Annotated in this window: 13 protein-coding genes and 1 pseudogene; 1 reads left to right on the top strand and 13 read right to left on the bottom strand. The window is 65.9% G+C overall.

Translation table 11 applies throughout. The annotated features are described in order from the left end of the window. Positions 1-29: 29 nt before the first annotated feature. Positions 30-556, bottom strand: a pseudogene (locus DYE23_RS31440) (transposase); the annotation flags it as partial. A 96-nt stretch (positions 557-652) separates the two neighbouring features. Between DYE23_RS31440 and DYE23_RS15805 the strand changes: the two are divergent. Next, complete coding sequence (locus DYE23_RS15805) at positions 653-1,633, top strand: hypothetical protein (protein WP_115327601.1); 981 nt, start codon at positions 653-655, stop codon at positions 1,631-1,633. 638 nt (positions 1,634-2,271) lie between these two features. On the opposite strand, the gene DYE23_RS30635 is transcribed toward DYE23_RS15805, so the two are convergent. The 12 genes from DYE23_RS30635 to pglW all read right to left on the bottom strand — a co-directional run bounded on the left by DYE23_RS30635 (position 2,272) and on the right by pglW (position 25,947). Continuing rightward, positions 2,272-2,661 carry a DUF6308 family protein gene (locus DYE23_RS30635; protein ID WP_147292289.1) on the bottom strand — a complete coding sequence of 130 codons (390 nt, stop codon included), beginning with the start codon at positions 2,659-2,661 and terminating at the stop codon, positions 2,272-2,274. Then, positions 2,658-3,077 carry a hypothetical protein gene (locus DYE23_RS15800; protein WP_218566984.1) on the bottom strand — a complete coding sequence of 140 codons (420 nt, stop codon included), beginning with the start codon at positions 3,075-3,077 and terminating at the stop codon, positions 2,658-2,660. The genes DYE23_RS30635 and DYE23_RS15800 overlap by 4 nt, the downstream gene beginning before the upstream one ends. A 79-nt stretch (positions 3,078-3,156) precedes the next feature. Next, on the bottom strand, positions 3,157-4,059 hold the full coding sequence (locus DYE23_RS15795; RefSeq protein ID WP_115327600.1) for a hypothetical protein: 903 nt from the start codon (positions 4,057-4,059) through the stop codon (positions 3,157-3,159). After that, positions 4,060-5,166, bottom strand: coding sequence for a hypothetical protein (locus DYE23_RS15790; protein ID WP_115327599.1), 1,107 nt, complete (start codon positions 5,164-5,166; stop codon positions 4,060-4,062). 275 nt (positions 5,167-5,441) lie between these two features. Next, complete coding sequence (locus DYE23_RS15785; protein WP_235660423.1) at positions 5,442-6,368, bottom strand: hypothetical protein; 927 nt, start codon at positions 6,366-6,368, stop codon at positions 5,442-5,444. 331 nt (positions 6,369-6,699) lie between these two features. After that, positions 6,700-8,487 (bottom strand): DUF262 domain-containing protein, encoded by a 1,788-nt coding sequence (locus tag DYE23_RS15780; protein ID WP_115327598.1) that lies wholly within the window; start codon positions 8,485-8,487, stop codon positions 6,700-6,702. A 17-nt stretch (positions 8,488-8,504) separates the two neighbouring features. After that, positions 8,505-10,592: a DEAD/DEAH box helicase gene (locus DYE23_RS15775; protein ID WP_115327597.1), complete on the bottom strand. Its 2,088-nt coding sequence runs from the start codon at positions 10,590-10,592 to the stop codon at positions 8,505-8,507. Further along, positions 10,592-11,866: a BREX system ATP-binding protein BrxD gene (gene brxD, locus DYE23_RS15770; RefSeq protein WP_115327596.1), complete on the bottom strand. Its 1,275-nt coding sequence runs from the start codon at positions 11,864-11,866 to the stop codon at positions 10,592-10,594. Before brxD ends, DYE23_RS15775 begins: the two co-directional genes overlap by 1 nt. Continuing rightward, complete coding sequence (gene pglZ, locus DYE23_RS15765; protein WP_115327595.1) at positions 11,863-14,514, bottom strand: BREX-2 system phosphatase PglZ; 2,652 nt, start codon at positions 14,512-14,514, stop codon at positions 11,863-11,865. The genes brxD and pglZ overlap by 4 nt, the downstream gene beginning before the upstream one ends. Next, positions 14,511-18,200, bottom strand: coding sequence for a DUF6079 family protein (locus tag DYE23_RS15760; RefSeq protein WP_115328993.1), 3,690 nt, complete (start codon positions 18,198-18,200; stop codon positions 14,511-14,513). Before DYE23_RS15760 ends, pglZ begins: the two co-directional genes overlap by 4 nt. Further along, a complete protein-coding gene (gene pglX, locus DYE23_RS15755; protein ID WP_115327594.1) occupies positions 18,197-21,733 on the bottom strand; it encodes a BREX-2 system adenine-specific DNA-methyltransferase PglX in 3,537 nt (1,178 codons plus the stop codon). The genes DYE23_RS15760 and pglX overlap by 4 nt, the downstream gene beginning before the upstream one ends. After that, positions 21,733-25,947 carry a BREX system serine/threonine kinase PglW gene (gene pglW, locus DYE23_RS15750; protein ID WP_115327593.1) on the bottom strand — a complete coding sequence of 1,405 codons (4,215 nt, stop codon included), beginning with the start codon at positions 25,945-25,947 and terminating at the stop codon, positions 21,733-21,735. The genes pglX and pglW overlap by 1 nt, the downstream gene beginning before the upstream one ends. Positions 25,948-25,985: the final 38 nt, after the last annotated feature.

Raw genomic sequence — 25,985 nt, 5'->3', positions numbered from 1 at the left:
AAGGTGCGCATCAAACCCGGGGTGGTTCACAGTGACTCCGGTTTGCGTCGGCCGTGCTCGTCTGGCTCGTAGAAGCCGGCGAGCACCTCGGTGATGACGGTGTCCCACAGCGCCCGAGCGGATGGGGGGCGGGTCAGCCAGGCGTAGAAGGTTCTCGGGGCGATCTGGCAGCCGTGCTCAGTGAGCACGCGGCAGATCGGAGCGACCCCGAACCGAGCACGATGCTCGGCGATGAACGCACAAATCAACGGTGTCGCGGGTCGCTCTCCCGCACGAAGAAACTTGTTGCCGCCTTGAGGATTTCGATGGTTTCCTCAAGCTCGCGGTTCTTGCGCTTCAGCTCTCTATTCTCACGGGCGACGTCGGTGGGCACCCCGTCACGTTGGCCGGTGTCGACCTCGGTCTGGTTGACCCAGCGGCGCAGTGATTCATACGACACCCCCAACCGCTTGGCGACCGCGGTGATGCAGGCCGTGCGGGTGTCGTACTCCTCGGCATGGTCGGTGACCAACCGGACCGCTCGGGCCTTGAACTCGTCGTCGTACTTCCTTGGCATGATGCAAACGACCTTCCCTCGAAAGAAGGTGTGCATCAAACCCGGGGTGGTTCATGGTGCTATCCATGGTGCAGTACGCCTAGATGGAGGTAGTTTATGACGCAGAGCACGCCGGTAAAGATTGTCAGTGACCAGTTGGGGCTGGGTCCGGTAATTGTAGATTTTCAGCGGACGCTGCGAATCCCCGAGACGGGATTGCATCCGCTGCCGCCGGGTCTGGGCCGGTTTCCCTTGCGGCGGGTCGCAGATTACCCGGACACCGCACCAGCCGAGTGGCTGTCTCGTGGCGGGGTCATGCTGCCGATCTACCAGCGCGAGGCGATGTGGCTCTCGTTCAGCGCTTCCGAGCCCGCAGCGCTGCAGATTGGCGTGGGCAAGGTGTGCGCGGTCAGCGGCCTGCCGTGGATCGAGCACCTCGTCGGTGACCCGCAGAATTACGTCGCGCTGCCCGACCAGCCGTGGCTGGACGGCATCAACTCGGGGGATGGGTTCATCCGCCAGTTCGTAGCCGTGCCGCTCGGTTCGGGCGCCACAGTCGAAGGTCAGGTGACAGGGGAGGAGACCCACGGTGGCGTGCAACTCCGTGCTGTCGCTCTGACCGAGCAGGCGCTCGCGGCGTGGCACGCCGCGCAAGCGCTACAGGACCTGTGCTGCGAAGACATGGACGTGGCATGCGGTCCTCCTGCGACGGGTTCGGCGGACATGGGGCTCGGGGCCGGCGGGCGGATGCGCCAGGACGTGTATGTCGATGACCGCCCGCTCGCGGATTACGACGAGAGCGTTGCACTGCGGGTGTTCGTCCATCTGTGTTCGGCCGCGCAGTGGACTGCCATCACCGGTGAGGTGCCGCCTCCGACGCCGGTGGACCGGGATGCCTACGTGGACGCCGGGTTGCCGTGGTTCGACTACTACGACGCCGACGCGCGCGATCTCGCAGCCTCGAAGATTCTGGCGAACGTCAAGAGTGTCGGCAAAACGCTTGGCAACGAGGAGGATCCGTTCGTCCCCGTCGACCCGAAGACGGTGGTCACCATCGGTGGGGCCAGCCATGACATGGTCACTGACGGGGAGTGGTAGCCCGTTCCGTCTGGTCAGCCGAAAACTCGGGCCTCCGGCAGTACCAGGGCGTTCGAGTTCCCGTGGCTGAAGAGTTCCGCAAAAGGGGCCGGGACCTGATCAACGTCGAGCTTGTAAACCCTGGAGCTGACGGCAAGCATTTGCGCCAGCACGCCACGATGGACTGCATGCCCACCTGCGCTGAACCGGGGTGAGGCCGAGTGCCGGCACTTGGACTGCGGAACTGCTCAGGTGGGATGGCAGGCACTGCGTGCCGTGAAATTTCATCGACTGTCTGCTCCCGATCAGATGGCATGTTTCCGGCAGCGTAACCGCGCGCCGCGCCCTCCTACTTGTTGCCGGATCCTAGCCCGCCTTGCACGACCCGAATCGGGTTGCGCTTCGCGTCATACTCCTTCTCAGTGCGCCGATCCGCCTTCTTCTTTTCGCGAAGGTTCTTGCGAGCTTCCGGACTTCGGAGCAATCGCTGGCAGCGCGGGCAGGTTTCGACATTGTGCGCCGGGTTCTTGAGATTGCAGAGGCGTGGCGTCCTATTCTTGTTACTCACAATCGGATTGGCTCGGTACCTGATGCCGAATAGCCCGCACCCTGTTCTACACACGGAACGTGCACAGCGCAGGCAACACCGGGTCTGGTGCTCATGGGCACTCTCCTGCATGCACCAAATAACAGTAAGGACAAATTTTTCTCCGGCTTCTCTGGCTTGGAAATTGAACTACCGTCGCAAGGTTGGCGTCGTTCGCCTCCCACAAATCCACGTCAGTGGGCATGTCTCGAAGCAGCTCACCGAACTCGGCGTTGCGGGTGTCCAGTAGTTCGCGCAGCGCCTGCGGCCCCAAGGCGACGTCGAGCAGCGTGACGGCAAGTAGGTCTCCGGCCGCGAACCGACGCGATGGATTGTCGGGCCCTTCATCGAAGGTATTTGCGGCGAACTTTCCTTTCGGACAGAAGAACTCGGCGGTGAGCAAATCCGCGGGAGGCGACAACTCCTTCAGAATTCGGACACGAAGCGGCTGCGGACAGGTCATGCCGGCCGCGGACCGCGCTGCCGCCGCGGACGTGCGTAGCGTTCATGTACGGCGCGCACCTGCGTGGACCAGAAGGCCAGCTTGTCATCGGTGGTCGCGGTGTTCGGCAGCAGGCCGAGGTCGATGGCGAGCTTGTAGAAGCCGGGCCCGGCGTTGTTGCGGTCGATGTAGACCACGATTGCCGACAGCATCGTCTTCGGATCGCCAAGAGTCCGTAGGGTCGCATCGCCAAGGACTGCACCGACAGCAGCGCGGTCGGCTTCATTCTCAAAATCGAATGGAACATGCCCACGCCGGGCTAATGCGGAGTTCAAATCACTGTAGGTCACGACGCGGCCAAGCCGGGCCTGCCCGGCGAGGAATTCGATAGCATCATCGACGGTACGATCCCACTCGTCGTCACTGCGGCCGTACATGCGAACCTCCATCGAGTCGAGCGATCGAACACCCATATCGGCGCTCGCAATGTTCTCATCGCCCGCGCCTGGTTCGTACCTACTTCGCCGTCCAGGGAGCAAAGATCTCATTGAGACGCCCGATGTCTGCTGCGGTCAGGCCAATCAGCGACAACCTGTGACGTTCTGCTAACTCGATTTTTTCGCGCATCTTCTCGGCGTACGCCGGATCCTTGGGCATTCCCCACATCTCCACGAACGTCCCGTCCTCCAGGATCCAATCGGCGCGGCGACGCGTGTTCGGGTTCAGCTCCGGGTCGAAGGGATACCGGGGCTCACGCGTGTGACCGATGCAGTGCCGATCAAAGAAATCATCGACCGCCTTCTCTTGCAGTGACAGGCACAGGTGCCCGTCAGCCGCCTTGAGGACGGTGCCGCGCGACAGCCGCACACCCTCGTCGGCCAGCCCGGTGCTAATGAGGATGTGTGTCCACGGAAGCTGGCCGCGGGTGATGGCGATGCGGAGAAGCAAGCAGCGGTCAATGTCGGTCGGCGACATCGGATGCTGGGGGTCTGCGTGGATCGCGGACAGCTGGGACTCAACGAATGCTGCGCCGCCGAACTCGTCGTCAGCGAGGGCGCGGACAGCCAGCTCCGCCCGGGCAGTTGCCCGGGTGGGAGTCCCCGCCATGTTCGGCAGACCCTCAACCGCAACGGCCAGGCAGCGGTGACAGTAGGCGAGTGTCTGCGCACACAGAGACGCACGGAACTCGCCAGCAGGCCGTTCACAGATCCGGCACGTACCTATCGTGTCGAGATAGGTGTGGTCGGGGAAGAGCGTGCCGCGATGGGTGGTCAATCTCTCCAGTAGCGCGGTCGGTTCTTCGCCGGACTTGTGGGCTGGCTGGGCGAATCGCGCCAACTCCGCTGCCTCGAACAGGGTGTCCGGGACCAGGCTCGCCACAGCGGGGTTCAGCGGCCGGAAGGTGGGTCCGGTGATCATCTATTCGTAGGACAGATCGCGCAGGTGACCGCGCCATACGCGTTCGCGCAGGGTCCATCTCAGGGGCGGTAGCCCGATCTCGTCCACCGGGATGCCCAGGCGTGCTGCGAACGTGCACGCGGGTGCGATCAGTCGCTCGTCTTCGACCCACAGCGTCTCGGTTGTCGGGTTGTACTGCGCGAAGGTTGTTCGCGTCGACGGTCCGTCCGGTTCGGCCCACCGCAGCTTCATGCCACCGGGGCGCCAACCCACATGCACGTTGGGCACGGCGCCGGCCTCCCACTCCTGGCTCACCGCTTCACGCCGGGGCTCCTGGGGCGCGGCCGCTGGTACACCCATCTTGAGCAGCCCATCAAGCACAGCGGGGCGCAGGCGTTCATCGTCGAGGAACAGATACCCAAGGGCGACAGATCCAATCGGCGTGCCTCCGGAGTGCACGGTCAATGAACTGGGCTGTCCAGATTTTCCCTCGCGGACTGTCACCGAAAGCGGTCCCAGGGGGCGACTGTCCGCGGGGAATGTTCGCAACCGTTCGAGGACGTGATCCGTGCGCTCGCGACCTTCGTCGTCGGGGTCCGTTCCTCGGGCGGTCAAGAAACTGTGCACCGCGTACGCCAGCTCGGCTGCTGGGGGAAGTGCAAGTTTGGCCTCACCGTATGCGCAAGGGAGGTCGTCGGGGTCGTCGAAGTCCAGACCGTAGTAGTCGGCGTCGTCGCGCTCGATGATGACGCTGCATTTGACCTCACCGCCAGACAGTTCAGCCAGAAGTGATATCGCGTTGTCGGGAAGTTTGGACAGCAGCCGGCGGTAGAGGAAACCCATGTGGCGGTCGTCAATGTCGCCTCCCGTTGACCGCGGCCTGGCGATCGACACGGCGCCCGGATCGTGCTCGTTGTCCGGGCGCGGGATGAGCACCACCGGAGCCAGCGTCACGGTCTGACCGTCGGGGCCTGCGTTGAACGTGTCCGCTGCGTACCGCATGAACCGCAGCTCCGCCTCATCCCAGGTCGTGAACGAAAGCCCGTCCTCGACCGAATCGCCCACCGGCGGCAGGGTGACCGTGTGGCCATCCCACTCGACTGCGTAACCCAAGGTCGCCTCCACCATCACTACATGCCGACGCGCCGCACTATACGGATACGCACGGACAAACAGTCTGATGAGTCAGTGCTATGCGCGACCACAGTCATTGCCAGGACGCGAGGAATTCGTCCTCGGCGGGAAGGTCCCCGGTCGATCGGCGGAAAGGCGCCCAGTTTGCGCTCCCACTGTAGACAAGGTCAGTGAACTTCACCGGGTGCGATTTCCATGTGCGTCAGTGCAGCTACAGTCGCAGGCTGGACTTCTTAGGAAGGCGAGCAGCCATCTGCAGGCAGTGCCGTTTACGCGGTTAACGCCGGAAACACCACCACCGAACCGTCGGCGTTCCGTGCGATCTCGATGGCGACATCGGGTTGCCGATCACTGGTCTCGAGGCCTTCGCCAAACTCACGTAGCCGACGCGATGCGCGCAGCAAGTGGTCGACATCGTCCATATGCATGTAGATGCTTCGGACACCATGCGAGCGGTCAAGCTGTAATCGGCCCAGTTTCCTTCGTACCTCGGCGAGGTTGGATTCCAACTTGATGACATCTTCCTGCTGGGCTTTCAGCCGTGCGACGAACCTTTCGAACGCGTTCGACGGATTCTTTTGCGCGTGCTCCACCGCCTGCAAAACGGTGAGTTGCTTCCCGAGCGCGACGGCCAGGTCAGCGAGTTCGAGGTGGGTGCGGAATTGTCCGCCCTCGTGATCGATACCGCTGAATGTTCTTTGCAGCGCGGATATTTCAACCGGGCGGTCACCCCAATGGTCTAGGGCTTCCTGCCACCGCTCTACGCGCTCCTTCGCCTGCGCCATCGCATTCAGGATGTCCTTCACGGTCGAATCCATCCCCAGCGTGAATCCAATCTCACCTTGGTCGAGCAGGATCGCGGGAGCGTTCTCGACGACGGACAGACACGCATTGAGGTTCGCGCGCTCGCTTTTCAGTGCATCCTCATGCAGCTTCTTCAGCAGCCTGGTGATGTTCGCGATTGCCTGCTCACGTTGGCGTTCCGCATGCATGCTGATACCGGCGGCGACGGCGGCCAACATCAGGGGTGCCGCGAGTGTGGCTACCCCCGCACCAGCGACCGGAACGTACTTCGCGTGCCCGGCAATCCCCGAAGACCCCACCAGCGCACTGTAATAGCCGGAACCCGATGTCGATTCCATCGATTTGAGCAGCCCACCTCCTACCTGAGCGGCGAACTTCCCCGGCACGACCATCCGATGGCACGACCATCCGATACAGGGTCTCCCCGGAGGGTGCCTCGACCGTGTTACGAATGAGTAGTGACAGGTGGGTGGCCAGCGGACTCGCGGCACCCAGCGAGATACCCCGGCTGCGGTCGAACTCGGGAGGCAGGAGATGGGCTTCCAGCGTCGCGATCGGATTGTCGGCCATCGCGGCCAGAACCATCCGGAGCTCGGCGAGCCGTTCCGGCGTCATCGCGTCGCCGCCCGGCATCGGGGGCACCTTCCCGTGCTCTGTTGCCAAGCTCCACACCTGGACCACGTTCTCGTTCTCGTCGACCACTTGGATCCTTTCGTTAGGTGCTCAGAGTGGGAATATTTTCAGCACCTGCTTCGCCATCTTCTCCGTTCGCTCGTCGATCTCGACGGCTGTCCACTCCGTCGCCTGAACAACATCGTCGTTGAGTGGTAGCCGATTCTTGAACCCAACGTAGTTGCCTTTGGCGTCTTTTCGGATCTTCTTGGAGTGGAACGACCGATTGCTGAGTGTGCTGTTATAGCCGGTGATCGTGAGATTGCCGAGGCGATGGACGTGTTGCTGCTGGATGGCCGAAGCCTGTGTCACGCCCCCGAGCATGGTCACCCACTCTTTCGGGAGGTTGAGTCCTTGCGGGAGGATGTGCTCGATCGTCCACTTGAAATGTTTTCCATCTCGCTCCCACAGGTCGCGATAGGTCTCTTTGGTCATCGTTGCCTTGGCGAGTGAGACGAGAATGTACCTCGTGACGTCAGCGTTCTCGTTGTACAGTGGGCCTACGAGCTTGGCGTAGAAGGCTTTGTCATTTGATGCCTCCTCCTTGAGGCGGGCCTTGACTGCATCGACGATCTCGGACCCGGCCTTGGTGGAGACCTCGTCGATCATCGACATGAAGAGTCGCTGAAGCATGTTGGTAGGAGGGTCCCCAGTAAGATTGCGACGGACGAAGAAACTCGTCAGGGTTTCGGTGATGGATCTGAGCATCGGCTCGGTTAGATCATGATCGTCCTGATATGCCATGAGATAGAGGAGCAGCGCTTCGGATGGTGCACCCTGCACCCGGCTGAGATCGGCTAGCGCTTCGTCGAGTGAGTTCCTCGGTTCGTCGCTGTCAAGGTTCCCCACGATTCGCTTGTAGATCTGACCGCAGAACAGGAGATCTTCCAGTCGATTCTCCAGATCGGTCGTGATGAGCTTCTCGTAGATCCTTATCAGCTTCGACCTGGTGGCGATCGGTGCATTGGCAACGTTAGGGAGCTCGGCTTTGAAGGCGTTGTAGTAATGGCGGAAGAATCGTTCCTGAGTCTTGTAGTCATCGCCCAGGTCGCCCAGCAGTGCATTCCACTGATCGAAAACTGCTTCAGCAGTGAGGCCGCTGTTCCGCTTCTTGTCGGCTGCGGCCAGCAGCGAGTTCTTGATGATATCGATCGGCGTGAGCGGAATGCCACGGTTGTTCAGCGACTCGAAGAGGGTGAATGCGTCCGCGGTGCTCTCAACTTCCAATTTGACGAGGATTGCCCGTTTGACGCGCCCCAGAAGTTCGAGCACGGGCTTGACCGACGACTTGGGGCCTGCGAGCTGATCAAGTCGATCGCTAAAGTGATTGTAGCACTTCATAATACGACGGTTGCCAAGGAACTTTACCGTTGGCGCCTTCACATTGAGTCCACTCGTCTTCAAGACGTTCAGATAGTCGTCGTAGTTCGAGTTCTGAATTTGGGGCCGTACCCGCAACCGGACGGGATCCTTGAGCACAAGTTGTCGTCCGAGGGAATCGAGATCGAATCGGCCATCGGCGTCCAGTTGATCGCTGTGGTCAGTCAAGAACCTGTAGATCGAGGCCATGAGTATCGACAACGTGGTCAGTCGTTGTTGACCATCAACGAGTTCGAGAAGGTTTTCCTCGTTGGCATTTGAAGTTCGGTTGATGCAGATGATGGTGCCGAGAAAATGGCCGGAGTCCGAACCGTCCTCCTCGAGGATGTCATCGCACAGCTCATCCCACTCTTGTTTCGTCCATGCGTATTCCCTCTGGTACTTGGGGATAGCGTAGACAACGGTGTCTTGTGGGCTGAGCAGCTGGAACACCCGAGCGTTCGCCACGGACTTGATCACAAGGTACTCCCAACTATTCAGTGTTGCTTGACGATTGTGTGGGCTTCTGCCAGCACGGATTCCGCTATCCCGATATCCCCGATCCGTGCGCTCAATGTCTGCGTTCCCAGCTCGACAGGCAGCGCCGCCGAGAACTTCAACCCCCGCAACGCATTTGCGTCCACCTCGGGATCACGCCACTCCACGGCAGCCAGGGCCGCCGAGAACTCGGCCACGGTCACCCCTGGCAGCAGTCTGATTGACTTCTCGTCGATACGCTGCCGCGGGTCGACCACGGAAGACAAGGATGCCTGCAGCGTCCGGTTTGCCGCGGTGCCGGCCCAGGTCCACCACCGGCCGGCCGAATCGCTCGGCAGGAAGACGATCAGTCGGTCGGCGGCCACGGTGTCGGCGAAGCCGGCCCGGAGTTCGGCCAGCACCGTGGCAGCCCGAGCGGTGAACGTCACACCGGCCGGGGAGGAACCGAGCAGCACCTCCCGCATTCCGCGGGCCACTTCATACGACAACCCGCCGGGCACGCCTGACCACTTGGCCTTGCCGCCGCCGTCGGCGGCCTCGACGAAGCAACGCCGCCGGTCCCAGTCGATGTGCGTGACCTTCCATGACCGCCCACCCAGCAGCAGAACCCGTGGGCCGTCGACGCTCTCGGTCAGCAGGTCGGTGCCGATGGTGCCGACCTCGACACGACCGGCCAACACGATGAATTCTGGTGGCGCGGTGAATACCGCGGTCAGGTCGGAGAAGTACCGCCGACCGAAACGGCGCTCGGCCTCCGGTCCGATGTGCAGGAACGGTCCATCTGTTTCGAAATAGCCTTCCGTAACCAGGTATTCGAGAATCTCCGGCGCAGAGGCGTCGAATACTGGCAGATCACCCCACCACTGCGTCCACTCCGCGACGCCGATCCGGTGCTGCTGCAGGCACAGAGCCATCAACTGCTGAGCCGCGATGTGCCGCGGATGCGGGGGAGGGGTGACCGGCTCCACCCAACTCTGCGACCATCGCTGCAGCATCCCGGAGGCCAGCAGCACAGCCTCGTCGTCCAGGCAGAGGAACAGACAGTTGCGCGAGGAATCGGGGCGGCGCCCGGTGCGCCCTAGTCGTTGCAGGAATGACGCCACCGTGCGGGTGGAGTTGATCTGGATGACGCGGTCCAGGTCGCCGACGTCGATGCCGAGCTCCAGCGTCGAGGTCGCGACGATGACGGTGTCGCGAGCATCGGCGAACGCCGCCTCGGAGCGGCGCCGCTCCGCTGCTGACAGCGACGAGTGCGAGATGAATGTCTCGACACCGGCCTCGCGCAGCGCAGCACCGAGTTCTTCGGCCTGGCGCCGGCTGTCGACGAACACCAACCGTTTCTCGCCCGCGTGTAGGGATGCAATCACGGTGGCCGCGTTGGTGAGTGAGCCGACGTAGTCGACCGTGATGTCGGGTGCGGCCGGGGTTTCCACCGCGGGCGCCACGACCGTACTGGTGCGGGAGTGGAAGCTGCCTTGCAGCCATGACAGCAATTCGTCGGGGTTGCCGACGGTGGCCGACAACCCGATCCGCTGCAGAGGCCGCCCCGCGACCCGCGACAGCCGCTCCAGCACCGCAAGTAGATGCCAGCCGCGGTCATCCCCTGCGAAAGCGTGGATCTCGTCGACCACCACGGCTTGGAGCCCGGAGAACAGCCCCCGGGGATCGACCTTGGTGGACACCAGCATCGCTTCCAGCGATTCCGGGGTGGTCAGCAGCACGTCCGGGCGTTCAGTCAGAATCTTCTGGCGTTGCGCCTGACTGACGTCGCCGTGCCACACCGCGGCCGAGCGGCCTAGCCAACGGCAGTACCCGTCGATGCGCGGCTGCAGGTTGTTCAGCAGCGCGCGCAGGGGACACACGTATAGCACCGACAAGCCCTGCCAGTCCTCGGCGGCCATCCGGGACAGCAGCGGAAACATCGCGGCCTCGGTTTTTCCGCCGGCGGTGGGTGCCAACACCACAGCATCGGAGCTTGCCAAGACTGGTTCCACAGCAGCAGCCTGGGTGGGCCGTAATCCGTTCCACCGCAATGTGTTGGCTAGGTGGTATTGCACCCCGGGATGTAGCTGATCGAAGGCGTCCATCACAGATCGAGCGGAACGTCGTCCGCGGTGAGTGCGGCCCGTTCGGCTTCGGACAGCTCGGCGGGGGCGATCTTGACCTCGTAGTCAGAGTAGGGGTCGAAGTCGGGGAACTGTTCGATCTTGTCCAGCACATCCACCAGCTTGCGCAGGAACAGCCGTGGCGCAATGCCCACCCTGCCGCCGAGTTCACCGGCCACTGCTGCGGCGAACTGTTCCAGGAAGGTGTCATCGGCCACGCTGGCGACCCGGGCGGGATCACTGATCCCGGCCAGATACAGATCGCGCACCCGGCCGCCGAGTTCGACCAGGCGTGCAGGGTCGAAACCCGTCAGCCGGAGCTGCGGCGCCCGTGGGTTGTCGAAGCGCGGATCTTTGCCGAACTCGGTGTGTAGCCGGTCGGCCAGCGGCGGCAATAGCGGAATGCCCTGGCGTCCTTCGTAAAAGGCCGGGGTGCCGGTGATCAACAGGTACAGGCCGGGGAAATGGCCGTCGTGCACCTCGTCGATCAACTGCCGCAACGCGTTCAGCGCTTTGGCGCGGGCGTCGCTGCGGATCCGCTGCAACGTCTCGACCTCGTCGAGCACCAGCAGTAGGCCCGGGTGGCCGGCATCGGCCAGGATCGCCAGCAGGCCACGCAAGAATCCCAGCGCAAGATAATGATCGAGGTCGCCCTTGATGCCGGCCTTGCGTTTGACCGCGGCCGCCACGTGCGGTTGCCCGCCGAGCCAGGCCACCAGCGCATCGGCGCCGTCATGGTCGTCCTCGGCGACGAAGCGGCGGTATGCCCGGATCGCCATCGGGAACACCGGGGCGCGGGCGGCCACATCGGCCAGCCGGCGCTCCAACAGTACGTCGACCTCGACGCCCTGCTGGCGGGCATCGTCGTCGATGGTGAACAACCAGGCATCCAGGATGGGGCGCAGTGCGCTCGGGGGTACCGATGCCGTACGTAGTGATTCGATGCTGCGCCGGTACACCGTCTCCAGCTTGTGCAGCGGGGTGTCGATCTCGTTGATCTGCACCTCGGCGACGGCGAAACCCTTCTTCATCGCGCGGTCGCCCAGCCAGCGCGCGAAAAATGTCTTACCCGAACCGTATTCGCCCCGAACGGCCTTGAACACCGCACCACCGGCGGCGACGACATCGAGTTCATTGTCCAGTTCGGCTTCGAAGCGGCCCAGCCCGACAGCCAACTGATCCAGGCCGTTGGACGGCACGGTGCCGCGGCGCAACGCGTCGAGGATCTCCCGGCGTCTCCGCGCGGACACCGTCACGCCGACACCCCGAACTGCTCGCGTAGCGCGGCCTCGTCCAACTTCACCACGCCGCCGCCGACGGCCAGCACCTCGTAACCCTCGACGTCGAGCACCCGCTTGGTCTGCATCAACGCCCCGTTGACGCCGGCGGTCGCCACCCCCAGCGCGGCCGCAGCCTGGGCCAGGGTGAGCTCGCGCGCACCGGCGGCCAACAGCTCTGCCAACAGTGTCTTGATCTGGGTGTCGGTGACGACGATGCGCCCGGCCAGTTTGAGCTGCGCTGCGTACACCCTGCTGCTGATCACCTTGGCCGGCAATGGGTTCACCCGCGCCGGTTCCTCAACGTCGAATAGGCTCGGGGCGCCGCCCTGCTTTGTGAGTGCCGGAATCGGCGCCAGCGTGCCCGCGTGCCACCAACTCGGTTCGACCGCAGCCACCTGCTGGGCCCATGCCGGGAGTTGGCCCGCCACGAATGCCAGCACTGGCACAATCGCCTCGGCCGGGGCGGCGCCGCCGTGGTAGCCGGCGTTGCGTGCGCCGTAGCGGATGTCTGGGTCGACGGCCAGGACCACCCGATGGGTGTCGGTGAGCACCCGCGGGCCTTCGACCGCGACTTCGCGGTCGGGGTCAAGATTCGCGAGATCACCGTGTGCGCGTTGGCCGTAGGTGTTGGCCCGGTCCGCTTTGGCGCCGGTGCCGTAGTCGATCAGGTGCCCGTGATCCGAAGTGATCACCACGGCACGCCCGGCGCTGCGGGCCGCACCGAGCAGGGCGCGCAAGTGAGTGATGGTGTCGATGGTCCAGTCGGTGCCGCCGGGATCGGTGTGATGCAGGGTGTCGTCGACGTAGTTGAGCACCACTGCCACCAACCGTCGGTGGTCGGTGTCGGCCAGCGCATTGGTGACGTCGGTGGCCAGCGACGCGCCGGCCGGGATCGCGTCGAGGGCCGCCTTGTGGAAGATCGGGTCCGGTCCGCCGCCGGTGGCTTCCAGGTGGGCGTTTCGGATCAGCGCCAGGAAGCCCCTGCGTTCGACGTCGTCGGCACCCTCGCGCAGTTCGCCGCACAGCAGCGAGCAGCGGCTGCGCTGAGTCAGGGTGGGCAGCACTGCCAACGCGCTTCCGCGGCGGCCGTCGACGGACACCTCCGTCCAGCCGTCCTGCTGGATGGCGGTCACCAGATCGTTGGCCGCGGCCAACGACAGCGCGTCGACCACCAACAGCAGTGTGGGGGTTTGGCGGGCGACGGGCACCACCACATCGCGCAGTACGTTCTCCACCAGAGGCACTCGGGGCTTGGGTGCATCGGCCAATGCGTGGGCGAACACTCGGTCATGGCGGGCGCGCCGCGCCAGCACGGTGTCGATGACAGCGCGCAGCGCGGCCGCAGCTGTCGGCTGGTCAGCGCCGCGGCGCGTCCTGGTGAGCGCGGTGTCGACCCAGGAGTCGCGAGTGAGGTAGGCGGTGATGGCGTCGGGCAACCCGGTGGCGACACTGACCGGCGAGGCCAGCCAACGGGACAGCCGGACTGCCCCGGAAAACGCGTCGACGGTCTGCGAGTCGGCGGCCAGGAAGTGCCGGTTGACCTCGGCCCAATGCGCCTCGATCCGGGCGTGAACGGGGGGAGTGATCAGTGCCGCGTCCAGGTCGGCGGGCAGTGCCTGAGGCAGCGCCTCGGTCAGTGCGTCGGCGAGCGCAGTGATGCGGGCGTTCAACCCTTGCGGCAAGAGATCTGATGATGCTGCGGCAGTGTCGATTCGCAGGTCGCTGGCAATCGATGCCGAGGCCTGCAGCACGGTGTGCGGGTCTTTGAGGGCGGTGGTGACCAGGCCGCGGGCACTGGTGTACCAGGCGTGCAGGGCTTCGGAACCCAGGCTGGTCAACCCGTAGTGGCCCAGGAACACCCCGAGCGCTTTCGGGTCGGTGGTGTCGTCCTGGCAGAACAGCCCCGCGACCACCCCGAGCGGCACCAATTCGTTGATCCGGCCGGTGCTCAGCAGGGCTGCCAGCGGCTCAGCCAGCAGACCTGCGCGGCTGCCCAGCCAGCAGGCCGCCGCGTCGAACAGGTCGGCACCGCCGCGGGCCCGCAGGTCGGCCAGGTTGGCCGGGGTGTCCGCTGAACGGGTCCACTCCAAGATTGCCAGCGAGTCCACTTCGACACCGGTGTCCTTGACGATCTCGAGCACGTCGCGGGCCAGGGTGGTCATGGCGTGGTCACGGGTCAGCACCCCGCCGGGGGCGGGGGTGTAGGAGTCGGGGGACAGCACGGCGAGCAGACCGTTGGCCACCGCGCGGTCGTTGGCCACCCCGCGGTAGAGCGCGGGTTCGATGGTGGTGGCCGAGAAGTTGCCGCGCAACGCATCCCACGGATCGGGGGTGATCAGTCGGCCGTCCAGGAGGTGTGCCAGCACGGTGTCGCCGAGCTCGTCGTCATCGACGTCGGTGAGCACCACGGTCCAGCCGTCGGCGTCGCGGGTGTCGATGGCCTCCCAGATCGCCAGCACCGACGGGCAGGGCACCACCGTCACCGGGATGCCTTTGTGGTCGAAAGAGTCTCCGGCCCAACGTGGTTCGGCGCGTAGGCCGAGCACGCCCCGGCGGTAGCGTTTGGCGGCGGCCTTGTCCAACCGGGCCCGGATGATGGGCTCGGTGGCGGTGAGCGGGCTCATTCCAGCCACCAGCGCACATGCACCTTCTTGCCGGACTCCTCCATCGCCGCCGTGATCTCGCTCTGCAGCCCAGCGAGGTCGTCAGTGTTGCGCAGCACCCGGTCGCGTTCCGTCACTGTCGGCGGAGGTGGCGGGGGAGGAGGAGGCGGAGTGACCGGTTCGCGTTCGACCACCCAGTGCACCAGTCTGGTTTCGGCGGCGGTCAAGTCGTCAGACAGCGAGCGGCCCGGGATCGACACCGCCTCCTGCAGCGACTTCCAGATGGCGTTGGCCCGGTCACCGACATCGCCACCGGTGCGGGCGCCGGTCTTGAGCACCTCCACCAGCGGCCACTTGAAGTTACGCAGCGTGACGCTGTCGCGGGGTGCGTCGGCGCCGATCTGTCCGGCCGTCTCCAATGCCACCGGCAGCCCGACACCTGCTAGGGCGTCGATCACCGCGACGTTTCCCGCAGTGCGGGACAGGGTGTCGGCCACTTCGTGCAGCGCCCGTGCGGCGGTCAAGCGGTCGTCGGCACCGGCGACGGCGTCCAACCGGCCGTAGGCCTTGTGTAGTTCGTCGACCAGGTGACCCAGTTTGGTGCCCACGTCGGTGGCGTGTGTACGGACCTGCCCGGCGAAGTCGGCGACGTTGGCTCCGGTGAGGTAGGTGCGGGCCATGGTGTAGCCGAACAGTTTGGCGGCGTTGGCGCGGGCATCCTCCCAGGCCTGCTGTTCGGGTAGTTGTTCGGCGCGCAGTTCGATATTGGGCCGCATCCGGCCCAGCGGTGGAGCGGTGATGGCGCTGCCCGCCTCGAACCAGGCCCGCTTGCGCAACAGCGCCCAGGCGCTGACCACCAGATCACGGGACTCCGGCCGCAGCCCCCACGCCGGGGACAGCGCCTCGATGTGGGTTTGCAGCGCGCCGACGGTCACCGGGTCGGCGGCCTGGGCGGCCCGGTCCAGTTCTGTGGCCCAGTAGTCGAACGAGGTCTGGTCGAACAGAAAGTGGTCCTCGGTGGCTTTGCCCACACGCAGTGGCCCGGCAATGCGGCGCACCGCGGTGCGGTCAGCGCCGGGGTTGGTGGGTACCCGGCCGTCGCGGTGGGTGCTGGCCTGCTCGACGTACTCGCGGACGGTTTCGAAATTGCGGGCGGTGACCTCGCTGTCGGCGGGATCGAACTGCGGATGGTTGGGGTAGGTGGCGCTGAACGCCTGATCGATGATGTTCAGGAACGCGTTCTCCAGATTGGCCGCCGGCGGCAGCTGGGGCTGGAAGTCGCGGCTGAGCGAGGTCAGCACGTCGAACTGCTGGGATTCCGCGGTGATGCGCTTCGGGTCGGCCGGTTCGATGCCGTAGGCCTGCTTGAGCAGGTTGTCGAACGCGGTGCGGGTGCCGCTCTCCAGGTTCTTCAGGATGCCCAGAGCCTGGGCGCGGTCGGTGGCCGAGAGGTGATCGGAGTTCTCGGTCCAGCGATCTCCGCTGCCGGTGAACAGCCAGTCCAGCTTCACCAGCAGCGCCAGGTCCTCCATCGCCGACTCGGTGAAGAACCGCGGCAGCCACACCACGGTGTGCCGGTCGCCGCCGGCCAGCAACCGGTCGATGCGGTTGATGTCGTCGGCGCTGGTGAACCCGGCCTCGTCGAATGGGTAGTCCACCACCGCCCGCCAGGTGCCGGGCCTGGCGTCGAACGATTGCTCGGGCAGCGACGCGGCGTCGCGAACGTTGCCGAACACGATGTCGACCTCGCGGCGGGAACCGCGCCAGATGACGGTGCGGGTGGCCGCCCCGCCCAGATCGTCCTGGGCGGTGCCCACGCCGAGCGCCTGGTGGATGAGCCGGCGCAGCAGTGCGCGGCGGCGACCCGAATTGTCTTCGGCGCGAATGCGATCCAGCACCGACTGGTAGTCGACCTCGGCGAGCTGTACCCGGATCACCGGGTTGGCGCCCTCGGAGACGCTGATCTCCGGGGCGTCCTTCTGCGCCCAGTCGCGCACCACGCCCAGCACCACCCGGGCCTCGCCGCCGGCGACCATCGCTTTGATCGAGCCGTGGTTCAGCGCGGCCAGCCGGCCGGCGGTGATGTCGCGCAGCGCGGGCACATTCGGGGCGATCGCCGACAGCAGGAGGGTTTTGGCGATGCGTTCCTGGCCGCGGAACCCGCGCGGCACCGAGTCGGGGTCGGTGTCGAGTTGTTCGGTGCTCACCTCGTGCTTGTCCAGGAGTGTGGGCAGCAGCCGGTTGCGGTACAGGTCGTGGGCGGCGTCGAACATGTTCTTGGCGTGGCTGTCGATGGGTTCGCTGCCCTCGACGATGTAGTCGAACGCATCGCCGACCGGGATCAGGTCCTCGACGGTCAGGGTGTCGCGGCGGTCGACCAACATGCGCTGCATGACCTTGAGCGCGGTGCGTTCGCGCTGCATCACCGAGGACAGGTTGCGCAGCGTGGACACCAGCACCGGGGAGAACGGGTAGGTGAGCCGGAACTCGGCTTCCGAGGCGCCGCGGTGCTTGTCGTCGGCGTTGAGGCTGTCGCGCAGCACCTCCCAGACCTCCGGGCTGCGGGTCAGATCGGCGAACGCCTTGTTCAGTATCTCCTGGGCAGCTTCGTCTTTCGGCTTGAGCAACCGGGCGTGGGCGACTTCGGCCAGGTTGTCATCACCCAGTTCGATCTCACGGAACCGACCCTGCTGGTACTGGAAGGCGCGGTCGAGGGCGTCCTGCTCGGCGCCGGAGGCCCCGGCGTCGGCGAACCACTTGCGCAGGTCCATCTGCCGGGAGATGAACGAGATCAGCGGGATGGGGCGCTGGCGGCCCGAGGATTCGACCAGTTTGGTGATCTTCTGCGACTCGCGGGCGAAGAATTCGGTGTCGCGCACCGAGAACGCCAACCACAGCACCAGTTCGTCGAGGAACAGCACCACCCCGTCGTAGCCGAGTGCCTTGGCGTGCTCGGAGATCACCACCAGCCCGCGATCCAGATCGACGTAGTCGGCGGTCTCGGCGAACGACCCGAAGTAGCTGCCCGCCAACGCCGACACCAGTTCGCGGCGTTCGGGATCCTCCGGGCCGGCGGCCAGCGCGGCCCGGTAGCGAGGCAGATCCCAGCCACCGCCGATCAGCCCGCCCCACGGATCGCCACTGCCGCCGCCGTTACCGCCGGCCAGCCCAGCCAGGAACTGCTCGTCACCCATCTTGTCGCGCAGGTTCTCGGCGTCGGTGAGCAGTTTGTCGGACAGGTGCACCGCCGGCAGCGGAGCCTCGGGATGCAGCCGGGTGATCTGGTCGACGTAGCCGCGCAGCACGGCCTGTTCCAGGGACGTGGCGCCGAGCAGGTGGTAGGTGAGCCGTAGCAGCTTCTTGCCGGCCAGCGCGCCGTCGTAGTGCCCGGTGAGCGCCTGGAACTTCGGTGTCCGCACCGCGGGATGGTTGCCCAGCAGCGCGTACAGCACGGCCATGAAGTGGCTCTTACCGGAGCCGAACGACCCGGTCAGATACGCCGCCCGGGAGGTGTTCTGCTTGACCGCATCGGCCACCAGATCCAGTGCGGCGTCGAAGTTCTCGCGCAACGACTCGGTGAGCACATAGGCGTCCAGGGTGGCGGCGATATGCGCGTCGTCGTCGGTGCTGTCGGTCAGGCGCAGCACGTAGTCGTCGCTGCCGACGCGTTCGGGGATGTCGATGACATCACGAAGCAAGGTGGTCATGTGCGGGCTGCCCTTCGGCCGCGGCGGACCGACTGCACTGGCCGCCAACTGGTCAGGTCGGTCACGGTGAGGTGATGTTCGTTCAGGCGTGAGGTCAGCTCCGCGTCGACGGTGTCGGCCACCGATTCGCCGTACTCCGGGTCGATCTCGTTGTGCCACTGCCGCACCCACGGCGCCAGCTCGTTGAGGCCGGCCAGCAGCGGCACCAGGCGCTCGGTGTCCCAGCCCTCCTCGATGCGCGCGCTGATTAGCGACGCCAGGGCCAGTGCCTGTTGGGCGTGGTCCCAGCCGGCCCAACCGAGCAGCTCGGTGGCGTCGGTGTCGCGCCCGGCGGCGGGGTAGGAGATGAACCGTTCCTTGGGGACGTCGAGCTTGCCGCGGTGCGACCAGTAGGCGGTCTTGACGAAGTCGACGGGCTTGTACTTCGGCGGCACCGGGATGGGGGAGGGCAGTTTCTCCCCGGCGTCCTCGCGGCGCTGCAGCGCCCAGGTGTCCTCCCAGGCGGCACGCTTGTCCAGGCCGGAATCCTTGTACCGGTAGGCGGCCAGGAATGGAACCGCCTCATCGGCAAGCAGTTTCGCCAGCGCGGCACCGGTGGTGGCGTTCGGGTCACCGGCCCACAGGCGCAGCACCGAACGGAAGTCTGAATCGCGATCCAGCACATCGGCCAACTGCGCCACCGACTGCGGCGTCGGCCGACCGTCCCGGTCGAACCACAGCGCACGATCCTCCACCCGATCCAGCAGCCAGCCGCGCAAGGCCGACTCGACCTGCTTGTCCCACGGCTCAGACGCCCAGCGCCGCTTGTACTCCGGCTTCTCCAGTAGGCGGATGTGCGGGTTAGATGCGATGGCATCCAGGCGACGTTGCAGCAGACCGCGATAGTCCGCGGGTAAGTGGTCGGGGATCTCGGTGTTGGGGGTGTATTGGTGGTTGTGGTGACGGAACCAACTGGTTTGTGTCGATCCGTCCTTGGCTTCGCGGGCCAAGACAATCGCGAAGGCTCTTTCCTCGGGCCGGATGCCGGGGACGTCGCCGGCGTAGGTGAGGTCATCCTCAATGAGGCCGTAGATGCGGTAGTACTCCCAGTCGAGTTCCTCTTGGTGGGCGACCATCAAGGCGCGCAGGTGCTCCGATTCAGCGCTCGCATCGTTGAGTGCTGCGGCAGCCGGAGTTTCACGCTTGGCGAGTTCGGCGGGGGATTGGTTTTGAAGCCCCTGGGCGAGATCGTCCAGTCTCGTGGCGCGCTCGGCGGGTATTGCTGCAGGTAGTGGGAAGTCTTGAAGCGTCGTGCCGGTGAACTCGTACCGATGCTCCCAAGCTTCGTCAGCGCCTGCCTGCTCGGCGCCGGGGCGACCCTTGTTGTGGCTGTTCTGCTTGAGCCAGAAGCAGGCCACCGAAGAGTTCAGTACACCCAGCAGTCCTAGATGGTCCTCAACCGACGCGCCCGCGGGCAGCTTGATCACCGGGGCAGACTGCTTGAACACCTTCCCGCCGCGATCCAAGACGAAGTGGTTGTGTGTGGCCACAAAGGCGAAGGTGATGAGGTATTCAGCTGTGGCCAGGTCCTTTTGGATATGACCGTATTCCGTCCAGAACTGGCCTCGTTCGTCCTTTGTCTTGCCGAACCACTTGTAGTTCCGTACGGCTGTCCGAAACGGCCAGATGGATGTCGGAGGCGTGGTGTCGACGGTGAGTGCACCGTCGCGCCAGGCATACGGCCAGTAACGGGGGTACGCTCCCTCGCGATAGTCTCGGACGAGGTCGCCATCGACAAACTGGATGGTGCTCCCGGTTGACCATGATGCAACCTCGTAAGGCTCTTCGACGCCGATCACGGCGGAGATGCCCGTTGTCGCGACTTCGCCCAAAGTGTGCGACTTGGCCGCGTCAACGACTGCGAGAGCTTCCTGTGTTCCGCCTCCGCCGAGGCTCCAGGGGTGGAGTCGTAGGCTCTCTCGTGGCAGTCGTGCAACGCTGATGTATGCGTCCTCGTGACCGTAGTCGTCGACATGGGTGCGGATCGATTCCCAGACAATCCCTTTAGCTGGGTCTTCTGGCCGGCCGGGCTCACCGCGGATCCCCAAGACCGCACCGATCGTGTCCTTTGTCGGGGTTTGGTTACGTCCGATCACGATGATCGTGGGAGTGCCGTGGCCCGGAATGTATGCACCTGACGTGTCGATGATTTCGATGAGGTCGCAGCGCGGTAGAAACTCTTCAACGAGCTTGATCCCGTATTCACGCTTCATGAAGGCGTTTGAGGTGATCTGACCAACCCAGCCTGACGGGCGTTCCCTCGCTGACCGATGTGCAAGGCGGAAGAACAACTCCATGAATGGGACTGTCAGCGCGTATTTTCCATGGATTGCGCTGTATAGCTTGCGGTAGGTATCGCGCAACGCAGAGTCCTTGACGCCTATGTATGGCGGATTCCCCACCACCACATCGTGTTCGCGCTGAAGGATGCTGCGCAGCGCCTCTGCGTCCTCGGTGGCATCGGCGCGGATCGCCGGGCCGGCCAACAGGTCTTCGGGCAGTAGTTGCTGATTGGCGCCCCACAGCAGGCTGTCACCGGCGGCCAAATGCGGTGTGTAGCCGATGTTCTGTTCGATGCTGGTGTCGCCGGCGGCGTGCAGCGCGGCCACCAGCAGGCGGAAGCGGGCGATCGCCACCGCGAGCGGGTTGATGTCCACTCCGTAGATGCCGTCGAGCGCCTTGGCCACCAGTTCCCGCGCACCTAGTGCGGGCGCTTCGCGCTGCCACCGTTGATGCAGGCGTGCGAACGCACCGAGCAGGAAATGCCCTGAGCCACAGGTCGGGTCGATGACGGTGAACCCCTGCAGCGGCCGGTCGGCCAGCGCGGGTTCCATGGTCTGATCGAGGATGAACTCCTCGACGAACTCCGGGGTCTGCAACAGCGCGTAGGTCTTCTTGGCGTGCTCGGACAGATCCTGGTACGCGTCGCCCAAGAAACGGGTGTCCACCCCGGCGAACCCGTAGCGCGGTTGGCCGTCGTCGTCTTGTTGCCACCAGAACTCGAGCAGGACGCGCGCCGCGTCACCGGAGGGCGCCACCAGATGCAGCGGCGAGAACCGGTCCACCAGACCGGCCGTCGCGGTGAACTTGCCGAAGTGGGCGATGATCTGGGCGAGCCACTCCCGGTCGGTGTGCTCGGGATGCTGCTGGAAGTAGGCGCGGCGGGCGTCGAGCGCCTGAGCGCGGTGATCGGCGTCGGCGCCGCCGATCCAGCGCGGCGAGAGCAACGCGTTGTCCTCGCAGTAGCGGGCGAACACCGTCAGCAGCACCCAGGCCACCGCCGCCTGGGTCACCCGGTCGTTGCGCCACTCCTGCCAGGTGGCCGCGGTGCGCTGCGCGGCGAACGCCGCGTCGTAGTCGCGCCGCCACGCGTCGAGCACATCCTTCTGCCGGGCGTGCTCGTCATCGCCGTCGACACGCGCCCGCAGATCGGTCTCCAAGACCAAGACTTGACGTCTCAGCGCGGTCACCAGTTCCGCTGCAGCCCAACCCATTACGTCGTCTCCCCGTCACCGACGGCAGGAACCGCATCCAGTGCGTCCCGCCACAACACGAACTGGCCACCCGGCGACCCCAGTTGGATCGGCTTGCGGTCCACCAGCGCGCCGGCCTGACCCCGCAGCTGCGGCAGCACCACCCACACCGGCCGCCGGCGCGGTGCGGCCAGGTCACTGAGCGCGGCCAGCAGGTCCAGATGCCCGTAGCGGGCCAGCGGCGAGACCTCGGTCAGAATCAGCGGCGCCGTGCTTTGTTGCCCGTCGAACACGGCGGTCTGCAGCTTCTGCCGCAGTGCCGGGGCCACTCGGTCGATCACCGCCCGCAGTCCTTGGGCGTCGCGGGCGGTGGCCTCGGCGGCGTCGGCGCTGCGGATCAGATCCCACGGGATGCCCCGCTCGTCGGCCAGCTTCTGCATGCCCGCGATCAACTCCGTGGTCACGTCCACCAGTTCGCCGGCGTAGGTCTTTGCCAGTTGTTGGGCCACCCGCTCGTGCTCGCCGGGCCGGTCCCGCGGGATCTGCACGCCGATGGCCACGAATCCGGCTTCGTCGATCGAACGGCGCAGCAGCGCAACGGAGTTGGCTGCCTGATCGATGTCTGCCACCGTCTCGCCGGTCGCAGGCAGGGCGGTGGGCTGGCGGGTGTGCATGGTGGTGGTGCTGGGCGGTTCGGCGTCGGGGAAGCAGTACACCTCGCGGGCGGCGTCCCAGGTCAGGTTCAGCGCGGTCTGGGCCAGGATGGTGTCCAGGTGCGGGCGTTGCGGCACCCTGTCCAGCTCGGGGAAGCGGGCGGTGACCCGGCTGCGGATCTGCGAGGCCGACAGCGACTCGTTCTGCGCCAGCCCGCGCAGCGCCTCGGCCACCGCGGCGGCCGGCGACATTGCGGTGTTGTGTAATTCACCGCGGCCGGACACCGCGGCGTGTTTGGCGATCGCGGCGGCCAGCCGGACCAACCGGCCGTCGCTGGGCATCGGGGCGGTGGTGTCGGTGTCGGCGACCGCGGTGTAGCCAGTCTGGAACGCGGCGCGCAGCGCCTCGGCGGCGCGGGCGGCCGGGATGATGGCGTTCGGGTCGGCCGACACCAGCTCGTCGGCGCGTTTTGCGGCCGCCTCGGCGGCACTCAGCAGCATCTCGTCGGTGGCCAACAGGGCCAGGCGGCGGCCGTGCCGGCGTCGCACCAGAGTCTTTTCGTCCGTAGCGGTTTCGTGCTCGTGGAGCCGGTCCAGGGCCACGCGGAGCAGTCCGGCCGCCGCGCGTTCGGCGCGCGGGTCGATCCCGCCGAGGCCGGTTTGCGGGAGCCGGGAGCGGATCTCGGCGGTCAGCGTGGACACCGCGGCCACCCCGCCGAAGTCCTCGATCACCCCGCGGGCGATGTCGGTGAGCGCGTCGAGCAGCTCACGGGTGGCCGGGGTGTTGGCCCAGTCCTCCTGCAGCTCCTTGATCAGCTGGGTGCCGCGCTGCGGGGCCTTGCCGAGCTTCTCGGCCAGTTCGGTGCTGCTGGCGAAGCCGTCCAGCCCGGGGGTGGTGCCGAGCAGCAGGGCGGCAGCGTCGCGGCGGGTGGTCGACGACCGCTGTTCAGAGACGGTCGCGAGCAGCAACGCGACGGTGTCGTCCAGGCTGCGCAGTTCGGTGTTCGACGGCTGCTGTTGCTTGCCCAGGCGTTTGGTCCAGGCCCGGTAGCGCTCGACGATCTCCTTGCGGGTGTCCTTGGCCTCGCGGGCCACCAGCCGGTTCAAGGTGGTGGAGTCCACCGCCAGCAACTCCCCGACGGTGGTCACCGCCGCTGAGGCCAGTGCGGAGACGGCCCGCGCGCTGAGCCCGGCGGAACTCAAAGCCGTTGCGGCGTCGGCTCTTTCAGCGTCGGCATCGTTCGCCTGTGGGGTGACGGCGGTGTCGGCGGCGGTGAAGGCTTGTTGCCAGGCCCGCAGCATGTCCTCGGCGGTGTCGGGTCGGCGGGCAGGGTCGCGGGACAGCGCGGCGGTGAAGAAGGCGACCATCGCCGGGGCCAGGGCGGCTTCGAACATGGCCGGTACCACGGTGACGTCGTCATCGACGGTGGCCGGGTGGGCGCCGGGGTCGGGGCCGTAGTGCGGGGTGTCGCCGGTGGCCATCTCGAAGAGCACCACCGCGGCGCCGTAGCGTTCGGCCGCGGTGTCGTACCGGCGGCGGGTGCCGGTGCCCAGGAACGGATCCAGATACGGCGGGGTGCCGGCCTCGACATTGTCCGGCGACACCCCGGCCATCGAGAAGTCGAACATCACCAGATGCGTGTCGGCGCGTGAACTGCTCTGATAGACACCGAGATTGGACGGTTTGATGTCGCGGTGGGTGACGCCGTTGCGTTCCAGGGCGACCAGTGCGGTCAGCAGGTCGGTGCCCCAGCGCTGCAGCACGTCGATGGAGAGCCGTCCGCGGTTGTTGAGTTCCTCGGCCAGGGTGGTACGCCCGGCGTAGCGCAGGATCAGTGCGGTGCGCCCGCCGACGTTTTCCACGCCATGCAGGGTGACAATCCGGTCGTCGTTCTCGAAGCGGCCCAGCACCTGGGCCTCGGCGCGCAGCCGTTCGGCGGCGTCGGGATCTTTGGCGACCTTGAGCACCCGCAAGGCGCCGCCAACCTGGTTGTCCTTCACCAGGATTCCCACCGCGGTGGAGCCCGCGCCCAGTTTGCGTTGGTAGACGAAACGGCCGCCGGCGAGCTCGGCTTCCGGTCCTGCTTCCAGAGGGTCGGTGCCCGTGGTCTTGAGCAGCACCTCGTTGCGGACGGCATCGAGGCGGGCGACGAACTCGCCGATGTCGGCGATGCGGTCGGCCGGGCTCGGGTTGGTGGCGTCGAGTACCAGCTGCCGCAGCGGGGTGCGGACCTGGGGCATCTCGGCGGCCAGGTCCAGGCCCCGGTCACGGCGCAGCCGGTCGATCAACTCGCCGCGTTCGGTGGCCGGGGCCGTGCCGCCGGTGAGGATGAAGAACGCCAGCGCGCCGAGTCCGAAGACGTCGATGCGGGCCGGGTCCGTGGGCCGCGAGCCTTCCGGGGCGGCGAACAGGCGCGCAGTGTCGCTGGGGGCGCCGGCCATCAGCGTCAGCGAGCCACCCGAGAGCCGGGTGACGGCGGTGTCGGGGTTGGCCGGCAGGATGCCTGCGCTGTCCCAGTCAACGACCTGGGGGAGCAGTGCCTCGCCGCGCTCCCGGACGGCCACCGAGCGCGGGTTGAGGCTGCGGTGCACCACCCGGTGGCGGTGCGCGTAGTGCACGATGTCGGCCAGTCGGGCGATCAGGTCGAGCTGGGCGTCCAACGACAGGGTGTGGTCGGCCAGCCACAGGTCCAGCGGGGTGTCGGACTTGGGCTGCGGGAAGACCAGGCCGATGCCCAGTTCGGGTTCGTCGACCAGATCCTTGGGCGCCTGCAGCCCGTCGTAGGTCAGCCGGGACAGCAGGTTGTATTCGTGGGTGACGGCCTGGCGCCGCGCGTGCTCGTCGGCCTTGGTGGCGCCCGGTGTGGCCGTATAGAACCGGATGCGGACGTGGTCCTCGGTGTTGACGTGGTGAAACGCCGGCCAGTCCTGCCAGCCGTCACCGTCGGCCAGGGGTTGGTCGTCGATGATCCACGAGCCGACCTCACGCTGGCGGCGCGGCGCCAGGCCGATGGCCTTCATCAGGCCGGCGATCAGCTGGCTGTCGCGCTCGGAGATGGGGTCGTGTCTGGCGGGGGCCAGCAGCACCTTGGAGATGCCGGGCAGCTTGGTGATGCCCTCACGCCCGTCGAGGCCGTAGAGGTTGATCTTCGAGTTCGGTGGCAGGTCGCAGACGAACTGCTCGTGGTGCAGGAACACCAGCTCCTGGACATACGGGATTCTGCTGACCGCCTCGTCACCGCCGCGCTCTCGGATGGCGTCCTTGAGCAGCGAGGAGAAGTACTGGGCCTTGCGGCGGGCCAGCAGCAGCGGCGAGTCTTCGGTGCGGTTGTTGCGCCGCCACCGGTGGTCATTGCCGGTCAGGATGCCGCGGTAGTGCTTGAGTTCGATCAGGTAGAGGGTGTCGCGGGCCAGCACCAACAGGTCGACCTCGTGCCAGCGACCGCGGTTGTCGCGGAACTCGAAGTTGGCCCAGGCGCGGAACGGCTCGGCATCCGGCAGTAGCTGCTTGATCGCGTTGAGCCCGGCCTTTTCGTGGTCGAACTGCGACTCGGCGATCGTGACCCAGCGGCCGTCCTTCACCGGTGAGTCACCCCCCTTATCGCGTGTCTGGTGAACAA

This window comes from Mycolicibacterium gilvum (genome assembly GCF_900454025.1).
Taxonomy (GTDB): domain Bacteria; phylum Actinomycetota; class Actinomycetes; order Mycobacteriales; family Mycobacteriaceae; genus Mycobacterium; species Mycobacterium gilvum.
Note: the sequence above shows the minus strand (reverse complement) of the source record. Positions and strands in the feature narration are given on the sequence as shown.

Bases quoted from the DNA above. Each gene is read 5' to 3' on its own strand.
- DYE23_RS15805 (WP_115327601.1), top strand. From the start codon at position 653: ATGACGCAGAGCACGCCGGTAAAGATTGTCAGTGACCAGTTGGGGCTG.
- DYE23_RS30635 (WP_147292289.1), bottom strand. From the start codon at position 2,661: ATGACCTGTCCGCAGCCGCTTCGTGTCCGAATTCTGAAGGAGTTGTCG.
- DYE23_RS15800 (WP_218566984.1), bottom strand. From the start codon at position 3,077: ATGTACGGCCGCAGTGACGACGAGTGGGATCGTACCGTCGATGATGCT.
- DYE23_RS15795 (WP_115327600.1), bottom strand. From the start codon at position 4,059: ATGATCACCGGACCCACCTTCCGGCCGCTGAACCCCGCTGTGGCGAGC.
- DYE23_RS15790 (WP_115327599.1), bottom strand. From the start codon at position 5,166: ATGGTGGAGGCGACCTTGGGTTACGCAGTCGAGTGGGATGGCCACACG.
- DYE23_RS15785 (WP_235660423.1), bottom strand. From the start codon at position 6,368: ATGGTCGTGCCGGGGAAGTTCGCCGCTCAGGTAGGAGGTGGGCTGCTC.
- DYE23_RS15775 (WP_115327597.1), bottom strand. From the start codon at position 10,592: ATGGACGCCTTCGATCAGCTACATCCCGGGGTGCAATACCACCTAGCC.
- pglZ (WP_115327595.1), bottom strand. From the start codon at position 14,514: ATGAGCCCGCTCACCGCCACCGAGCCCATCATCCGGGCCCGGTTGGAC.
- DYE23_RS15760 (WP_115328993.1), bottom strand. From the start codon at position 18,200: ATGACCACCTTGCTTCGTGATGTCATCGACATCCCCGAACGCGTCGGC.
- pglX (WP_115327594.1), bottom strand. From the start codon at position 21,733: ATGGGTTGGGCTGCAGCGGAACTGGTGACCGCGCTGAGACGTCAAGTC.